The organism is Streptomyces sp. NPDC054887, assembly GCF_053610585.1.
On record NZ_JBSGYQ010000019.1, the window covers coordinates 70,786 to 79,401 of the forward strand.

7 protein-coding genes are annotated in these 8,616 nt (G+C 66.1%); 4 read left to right on the top strand and 3 right to left on the bottom strand.

Features of this window, described 5'->3' with window-relative positions; all coding sequences use genetic code 11:
• Window positions 1–58 precede the first annotated feature (58 nt).
• Window positions 59–1,066: a hypothetical protein gene (locus tag ACWGH0_RS13800; RefSeq protein ID WP_453404365.1), complete on the bottom strand. Its 1,008-nt coding sequence runs from the start codon at window positions 1,064–1,066 to the stop codon at window positions 59–61.
• A 32-nt stretch (window positions 1,067–1,098) separates the two neighbouring features.
• On the opposite strand from ACWGH0_RS13800, the gene ACWGH0_RS13805 reads away from it, so the two are divergent.
• From ACWGH0_RS13805 to ACWGH0_RS13820, 4 genes are all read left to right on the top strand, one after another.
• The gene (locus tag ACWGH0_RS13805) at window positions 1,099–2,217 is read left to right on the top strand and encodes a cytochrome P450 family protein (protein WP_453404366.1); all 1,119 of its coding nucleotides are present in this window, start codon (window positions 1,099–1,101) and stop codon (window positions 2,215–2,217) included.
• Between the two features lie 1,312 nt (window positions 2,218–3,529).
• Window positions 3,530–5,050 carry an ATP-dependent nuclease gene (locus ACWGH0_RS13810; RefSeq protein WP_453404367.1) on the top strand — a complete coding sequence of 507 codons (1,521 nt, stop codon included), beginning with the start codon at window positions 3,530–3,532 and terminating at the stop codon, window positions 5,048–5,050.
• Window positions 5,047–5,901, top strand: a complete 855-nt coding sequence (locus ACWGH0_RS13815; protein WP_329307081.1) for a hypothetical protein — start codon at window positions 5,047–5,049, stop codon at window positions 5,899–5,901. The genes ACWGH0_RS13810 and ACWGH0_RS13815 overlap by 4 nt, the downstream gene beginning before the upstream one ends.
• Window positions 5,902–6,095: 194 nt before the next feature.
• Window positions 6,096–6,599, top strand: a complete 504-nt coding sequence (locus ACWGH0_RS13820) for a DUF6924 domain-containing protein (protein WP_453404368.1) — start codon at window positions 6,096–6,098, stop codon at window positions 6,597–6,599.
• Window positions 6,600–6,683: 84 nt separating this feature from the next.
• Here ACWGH0_RS13820 and ACWGH0_RS13825 read toward each other — a convergent pair whose 3' ends face one another.
• Entirely contained in the window at window positions 6,684–7,193 is a 510-nt protein-coding gene (locus ACWGH0_RS13825; RefSeq protein ID WP_453404369.1) for a topology modulation protein, read from the bottom strand.
• A 187-nt stretch (window positions 7,194–7,380) separates the two neighbouring features.
• A complete protein-coding gene (locus tag ACWGH0_RS13830) occupies window positions 7,381–8,517 on the bottom strand; it encodes a hypothetical protein (protein ID WP_453404370.1) in 1,137 nt (378 codons plus the stop codon).
• Between the last annotated feature and the right edge of the window lie 99 nt (window positions 8,518–8,616).

Genomic DNA, 8,616 nt, shown 5'->3' on the forward strand with positions numbered 1-8,616 from the left:
ATCTTTCGACTGGCCGGGATCGCAGGGCACGGTCTCACTAGATGCGGACAATGGCGGATTAAATACCACTCGCTTCTTTGAACGCGGCGTTCCGCGCACGTTGTGCAGGAGTACTGCTGAAACCATCCATAGCTCTGCGCAACTTCCGTGCCGCTGCGGGCAGGGGACGCAACGCGTGGCCCAGCGACGTGGCGAGCTGGGGCCCGGCCTCCCGAAGTACGGGAGCAAGACTCGTGATGATGTCATCGGGCACCGACTCCTGGTGATGCTCGATGAGCGCGCCGATAAACGTAGCTGCTCGGGTGGCACTGCTTTGATCTTCGGTCATGAACGGCAAGACATGCATCCAGAGAGTAGCGGGGTCGCTGGACACGGCGATCGCGGAGGCGGCAAGCGGAGGCGTCCAATCCGGCTGCTCCAGACGGTTGCTCAGGTACTGCATGACCGCGTTGTCGAATTCCGGAGCCTCCTGGATCAGAGCAAGTACATCGCTAATCTGGTCGCCGGACTTGACGAGCGCGGTGCTGAGAAGATCTGCGTCCGCGTGATCAGCACGGTGAACCAGTGCTGGGCAACGGGTTCGGGCGAAGGCCAGCAGACTGCCTTGCTGGTCTGCGGTGGAGTGATTCCACAGTGCGTCCGCGTATTGCCAGGGTTCGGTGTCGTCGGTCTCCAGCAGATGCTGGATCAGGTGGTCGCGCAGCACTGGGATGCTTTGCAGTTCGGGGCGCTCGGCTGCTGCCACGGTGAGGCTGCGGGTGGCGGACGAGAGGGTCGTCCAGTGTGAGGCGAACCAGTTCAGCCAGTTCATGTCGACCACGGGAGTGGTGATGTAGTGGGCCGCGAAATCCAGTGCGATGGCCGGGGTGCCGGAGTTCATGAGTTGTTGGACCTGTCGGATAACGGGGGCGAGTTGCTCCTCTCGTGCGGTTGGGTTCCGCAGAAGGACTCGAAGGCTGGGCAGCACTTCATGCGCGTGAACCGGATTGTTGGGAGCGAGAGAACCCGTGAGGCGCTGGATCAAAGTGGTCGTCATGTCGATGCCAGGGCCAACGGTCAACAGCATCGGCAAGGTAGCCATATCCCACTTACGCGGCCATGCGCTCGGCATGCCCCGTACAAGCCGTAGCCGGCGGATCCGGCGGGCGCCTCAGCTACCTGGTCACCGGATACGCCGAAGCCCGGGAAGCGCTCGCCGACGCCCGGCTCTCGAAGGACACCGCCGGGTTCTTCGCGGGCAAGGAATCAAAGCGGCGCCTCCACCCCGCGGTGGCGCACAACATGCTGTCGAGCGACCCGCCCGAGCACACCCGGCTGCGCAAGCTGGTCACCAGGGCGTTCACAACCGGGGCGGTCGCGGAACTGCGCCCGTTCATCGCCAGGGTCACCGAAGACCTCCTGGACCAGTGGCCTGTCGGTGAGCCCTTCGACTTCGTGACCGGCTTGGCCGTCCCGCTACCCGTCATCGTGATCTGCGAACTGCTCGGAGTACCGGAGGAAGACCGGCCCGACATCCAGCGCTGGTCCGGCGAACTGTTCGCGGCCGGACAGCCAGAGGTCATCGACGCGGCCTCGCACTCCCTGGCCGACTACATGACAGACCTCATCGCCGCCAAGCGCCGACACCCCGGCAAATCGCTCCTCGACCGCCTGATCTCGGCCCGCGACGGCCACGACCGGCTCAGTGAGGAGGAACTGGTCTCCCTCGCGGTGCTCCTACTCGTGGCCGGCCACGAGACCACCACCAACTTCCTCGGCAACGCGACCCTCTCCCTGCTCCAGCACCCGGCCGAACTCGACCGCCTCCGCCAGAACCCAAACGACATCCCTGCGGTGCTGGACGAACTACTTCGATTCGACTCCCCCGTCAGCACGGCCACCTTCCGGTACACCACGGAGGCCATCACGCTCGGCGGCACCGACATCCCGGCAGGCGCACCGGTGCTGGTCGCCCTCGGAGCCGCCAACCGCGACCCGGAACGGTTCCCGTCACCGGACCAGCTCGATGCGAACCGGGACGCTGCCGGCCACCTCGCCTTCGGGCACGGTATCCACCGCTGCGTCGGCGCTCCCCTGGCCAAGGCCGAGGCCGAAATCGCGCTGCGCGCGGTACTGACACGGTTCCCCGGCCTCCGGCTCGCCGTACCGCCCGACCAGCTTCAGTGGCGGCACGCCCGTCTTGTACGCGGTCTGGCCTCGCTTCCCGTCCTGTACTAAGTCGTGTCGTCACGTAGCGCCACCTCTCGTCGGCCTGCGGAGACGCCACTCTGCGCTCCGACGCAGGGCTGGACGTCGGCTCAAGCGATCAGCGCCTGCCATTCCAGGGTGGGATGCCTTGCCGCACCGGTACGGGCTCCGGGCCTTGTGAGGACGGCTGCACTCGTCGCCCTCGACCAGAAGCGCCACCGTGGCCTGCCTCCGTGCAGGCAAACCGGACACGGGTGGACATAGGGGGCGTGTGGGGTCCCCCCGGCGTACCGGAAGCCACACCGCCACGTTAGCCGCTCGGACTTGCCACGATTCCGAGGTCGATCAGCGCGCACCTCGTGTCAGCAACACCATTGTCACAGCGGGCGGTTGCACCCTCCGTGGGCCTTCCGGGCGTGCCAGAATGTGCAGCGAAGTGCTTACACCTAACGGCAGAGGCCCGCGCGCGTTCTCCATCTCCAACATCCCTACCCCCACGCAGAGCGGCCGCAATTCGAGTGTCGGACGCATCGCTGCGGGCCCGGAGGACAGGCCAGTCCCCCACCTTCGGCGCTGCGCTGTCTCTGGCTATTGGTCCCTGGCCTGTCCCTCACCCCCGGCGCCAAACGGGAGCGAGGCACTACCCACCCGAACCGGGGTTCCCGCCAAACCCGGTTCCAATCGGAAGGATTTTGCGATGGCCAGCAACCTTGACCCGTGAGTCGCAGGCTGCCGATCGCCCTGAGTGCGCTTGCCGCTACCTCAGCCTCGGTCGCAGTCAGCCCCTGGATTGCCGTCGCCGCAGTCGGCATGCCTCTGCTTGTGCTCGTCGGCATTTTCATGCCGGCCGTCTGGTCCAAGAGGCCCGCCCGACGCCGCGATGCCCGCCTTCTCGCTGAACGCATCCTTCGGATGCTAGAGAGGGGGCGCTGACGATTCCCTCACGAGCCACACGTGCGCCGCCGCAATCCTGCGAGCCCCGTTGCCGTCTGTCGGCGACGGGGCTCGCGCGTTCAGCGGGTCAGGCAGCCTGGACTCCGCCGAGGTACCGCTACCCGGACCGTACGGAGCAGCCGAGCCGCTCTGCCAGCGTCGTGCCGGTGACCTTCGCATCCTCGGCCTGCATGGATGGCTACGGTGTTCTTGACGACGGTCAGCGGGACGGCCCTCCTGGCGGTGCGCTTCGGAGGGACCGGATCTTACGGGGCACTGTCGCGCTGGCCCGCGCACGACTGCGATTCTCACGTTCCATGGTTCCCGTCGCAGATCGCGGCACTGGAACTACAGTGTGATCTCGTGCTGGTATGGCCCCCGGCTTCCCGGGGAGGGGTGAGGCGACATCATGCAGTTCGTCGTGGTGGAGGGGACACAGGATCTGCCTGAGGACTACAGGGGCGCTTACCTCATTCCAGATAACTGGAATGACTACGGCTACGTGACGATGTACGAGCTAGGCATCAAGCGCCGTGGGCGACGACCGAAGTCCATTGGCGGCGTTCGGATCGGGCATCTTGAGATGGGGTCAAGTCGCCATGACGAGTTCTTTCGGACAGAACAACGCCTGCCACGCCGCTTCGAGACTCTCGCTGAAGGTTTCTTCAGCCTGGGAGTCCAGGACACATACTACGAGTCGCTGAGCGGGCTGGGTGCTCGCGCCAGAGTCGACGTTCTGGCTGCGTTGCGGGATGTGGCTTACGACTACAGCAGGGATGTTGTGGAACGTGTTTGGGGCCTGAGAGTCTTCGAAAAATCTCTGATGCGCGATGTCCGCCATCCGCGCGCGGAGCTGGAGCGTCTCCACCTCATTGCCCGCGGCCGCGATCGCGTTGTTGATTTCCAGTGGGACTATGTGCCTCCCAAGGCTCATGGCTCAGCGTATGAACCACCTACACTAGGCTTCCGTGCCAGTCCTGCCTCGCTGCCGCCGAGCAACGTGCATGCTCTGATTGGCCGCAATGGAGTGGGCAAGACCAGCATGATGCGCGCCATGGCTAGCGGCGTGGCGTCGGGGAGTATCGAGGTCACCCAGCTCGCTGAACGCACAGCCAGGAGCACACCGAACGTGGTACTGGTGTCCTTCAGTGCCTTTGACGAACTCCTTCATCACCCGGACGCTCCTGCGGGGTTCGCCTACATCGGGCTGCGTGACGGTGAGGAGCCGCAGCGTTTGAAGACGAGCGAAGACCTGTCCGCGGAATTCGCCGACAGTCTCGCTACGGCTCGAATCGGTGCCCGGCGTAGCCGGTGGGAGCAGATTCTGAGCACGCTCAGTTATCCGGAGTCCGGATTCTTGGATGACTACGCAGGCGATCTCGAAGATCTGTTGTCCGAGGGCTCTGACCGCCGGTTCAAGGCCGCTGCGGGGCGGCTCTTTGCACCGCTGAGCTCTGGCCACAAGATCGCCTTGCTGACCTTGACACGACTGGTCCAGGAGGTGACCGAGCGCACGGTCGTCTTCATGGACGAGCCCGAAGCGCATCTACAGCCACCCCTGTTGTCAGCGTTCATCCGTGCGCTGTCTGACTTCCTTTCCGACGTCAACGGGATGGCGGTCGTGGCCACGCACTCACCGGTGGTCCTGCAGGAAGTACCGAAGGCGTGCGTCTACAAGTTGCGCCGCTATGGCGACGTCGTGACAGCCGAACGGCCGCTGATGGAGACCTACGGTGAGAACGTCAGCGCACTCACCCACGAGGCTTTCGGCTTGGAGTCCACCGCCACCGGCTTCTATGCGGCCCTGGCCAAGGAGGTTGCTGAGGGGCGCAGTTATCAAGAGATCCTGGCGGACTTCGAATCCCTGGGCAGCGAGGCCCGCGGCCTGTTGCGCGTCCTCACTCTCAGCCGGGACGGGAACGCCTCATGATTCCGCTCGATCCCCCCGCGATGAAGGTCAAGGACACACTGACCGCTGCCTGCGGGCGGATGCAGAACTCCGTCTTGAGGTTACGGCTCCTGGCCCGTGAGAAGGACCTGTCTGCTGCCGAGAAGACCTATACCGACGCTGCCGAGCACAACGCCCTCTACGCGCTAGCCGTGACTGCGCGGGATGCTGAGGAGCAGATACCCGACCGCGACGGGGAGCACCTCAGGAATCTTTACAGTGCTGGGCTGGTCGGGCGCAAGCACGGGAGAGAGAAGTACGACGAACTCAAGGCCCGCGCGCCGTTCGGGCGTTGCCTGCTGTGCGGCAACAGTGAGATCGGCTCGCTCGACCATCACCTGCCCAAGGACACGCTGCCTCTCTTCACGATTTGCCCGGTCAACCTGGTGCCGGCATGCAGCAAGTGCAACCAGGCCAAAGGCGACCGGATCGGCGCCACAGCTGGCCAGCGCACTCTCCATCCCTACTACGACCGCCCCGGCCAGGCCGGACGCTACCTCTTCGCCGACATCACAAGCTGGCCCGTGCAGTTCCGCATTCAGGCCCTGCCTGTATGGGACGCTGAGCTGCGTGCTCGTGTCGAGCACCATTTCGTCACGTTCAACCTGGCACAGCGCTATGCCGAGTTCTGCATATCCGTGCTGACCGCCAACCAGTGGCTCCACCAAAAGATCCGACGCGAGAGTGGCCTCTCGGCCCTGACTGCACACCTGCAAGAGGACGCTGAGCAGCACGCCAGCACCCATGGACTCAACACCTGGGACACAGCGCTGCGTTACGGCCTTGCCGACAGCAACTGGTACCTCCACCACGGAGTCAACCAGAACCCATAACACGCCACGCTTGTGCGTCGCGACGCATCGGCCTATCGGCACCTGGCACCTGGCACCTGTGCGGATGCATCGGCTCGATCTCCAGGGCCGGTTGCCCGCCAGCCAGCGGGTCAGAAGATGCCTTCCGGATCCCGACACTTGGCTGTGGCTCCTTGCCAGGGTCTGGATCAGTGCGGCGTGTGAGAGTGCTGGGCATGACGATGGCGGAGGGCCCTGCGCGAGTGCTGCCTGAGATTGGACGCGACTTGTTCGACGTTCTCGTCATCAGGACCGACTTCAGCGACGACGAGGCGTGGAATGCGGTGGTTGGGGAGTTGCGCCGCCCGTGGGGGCCAGGCGGTGAGACTGCCGCAACAGTGCAGCTGGTCGAAGCGCCCCCTTGGTCAGGAGCAACGCCCGACGAGGTTCTTGCCGCCGTGGTGGATGGGGACCTGACTGTCGTCTTCCTCGCTGACCGCGACACGATGAAGTCGCCGGAGCAGGCGTTGCTGGCTCTGTCGACACTCTGGGAGGACGTGAGTGGCCTCGACCCCGTCTATTACCAGGAACTCATCGAGTCGCCGGAGCCCCGTGAGTTTCGAGCCGTGCCCGCCGCGGTACACGGCGTCCAGGCTGACCTGACGCTCGGCAACGTGGACTTGGCAGAGTACGCTGCGGCTGCTTCCGCAGAGCCTGATCAGGTACTGCGGCCCATCTGACGGCAACAGTGGTGGCCGTTTCCTCGGCAGAGGACGGGTTGGGCTCGTTCATCCCGCACCCCCTGACAGGGGGGCGCGAGCCGATCAGGACTGCTCGGCGGCGACCTTCCGCAGCCAGCGGCGCGTCTGGCGCCGATTGGCCAGCAGCACCACATCGGCGCCGGAGCCGAACTCCTCGATCTTCGCCATCACGCGGGGTCGCATCTTGCGTCGGTACGTGGCGACGTACTTGATCACGCCCCAGTGGATGCGGTTGTACACCCCGTTGCCCTTATGCCCGGCCCCGTGCCGGATCTGCCGGGAGAAGATCCCGTACAGCGCCGCCACGGTCGACACGTCCATCAGGATCACCGTGTTGCAGGCTTCGAGCCGTACCCGCAGCGTCGAGTTGTAGTTGCCGTCGATCACCCACCGCGGCTGCGCGACCAGCTCGCGCTGCACGTCGGTGAACTTGTCCATGGGCAACGCGTTCCACTCGTCGTCGTAGAACGCGGCGTCCAGGTGCGTCACCGGGGCGTCGAGGATCCTGCCCAGCTCGCGGGCCACGTGGGACTTGCCACTGCCTCCGCAGCCGACGATGGCGACCTTCCTCATGGTGCTCCAGCGTAGAGAGTTGAGGTGATCGGCGAGCCAAGTCGCGGGCCGTGTTGTGTCTGGCCTCTCTCCTACCTGTTCAGTTCGTCGCTCAGAGAACCCTCTACCGACGATGAGCGTCGCCACGCGCCCTGGCTCCCCTGGTGCTCGACGCCGTGCAGGGCGGGCTGCTCTGGCTGCCCAAGCGTTACACCTGGACCCTGTGCGCTAGTCCCTCCTGCTGAGGGTGGGTGCGCCCGACGCTGGCGCGGATCACCTCGTCGCTGCCCCGCAACGCCTCTGTCATCCTTACGAGCCAGGGCTCGGGGAGGCTGCCGCTCCCCAGTGCGCATGCACGGACAAGCCGTCGGGCCGCCTCGACCTGGCGCGGCTCGGCGAGGCTGGTGAACCGGTGGTCAGCCAGGCACTCGCGGGCGGCATAGCCGTCGGTCGCCACGGCGGCCCGGCGGTGGAGCTCTGCAACCATCCGGTGCGCTGCGTCTTCCTGGTGCGGCTCCAGCAGGTCCAGAATCGTCAGGCCGAGGCGCGTGTCGAAGACGGTCATGCCTTGGTCGGGTTGGTGCTCGACGTAGTCCTCGACCAGCGTGTCGAGGAGGGGTACGGCCGGGCCGCGAAGGGCCTTTTTGCACATCACGTCGAGGCAGCCGGTGACGGCGTTCTCCCAGCGTTCTCCGGGTGTGGTCATGGTGATGAGCGCTGCGGCGTCGATGGGGGTGCGGCTGAGTGCGGCCAGGAAGGCGACCTGGCGGCCGTCCAGCATGCGCTGCCCGATGCCCCGGTGTTCCTCGATGTGGGCCAGCGCCTCCGCCCAGCGGCCGGCCGTGGTCAAGGTGCGGGTGCCGTCGGCCAGGACTACCTTCCACAGCCAGGTGCGCACCTCGTGGCGGTCGGTGTCGGTGAGGGTGAGGTCGGCCGGGACGTGGACTCCCTCGAACTGAGCGCTGGTGCCGTTGGTGACGGCGTCGAAGAGGTGCAGCAGACGGTGGCGCCCGTCGTCGGCGGCGCCCGCGCGGATCTGGAGGCGGGCGAGGTTCACCACGGGTTCGAGGGCGCGGATCGCGGTCATGCCGGGCAAGGGAGCGGCGTGGAGGTAGGCGGCGGCGTGCTGGTGGCACATCTTCCGCGCGAGGTCGGGGAGCTCGAGGTCGGAGGCGATGAGGGCGGCCTGGTTGTAGACGGCCGAGGCGAGTCCCTGGTCCGCCTTTGCGGCTGCGGCGTCGGCGAGTTCGACCAGGCCGTGCACGCGCCGGGGCAGGGGCAGACAGGCGGGTCGGAATCGGTAGATGAGCGGGAAGCGCTGCGCTATGGGTCCGTTCAGGTCCATGAGGTCCCCCGGGGGTGAAGACGACGAGGAGCGGGGAAGGGCCGCGGGGGGGGGGGCCCGCCCGGGGGGGGGGGCCCCCCCCCGCGGCGGCGGCGGGGC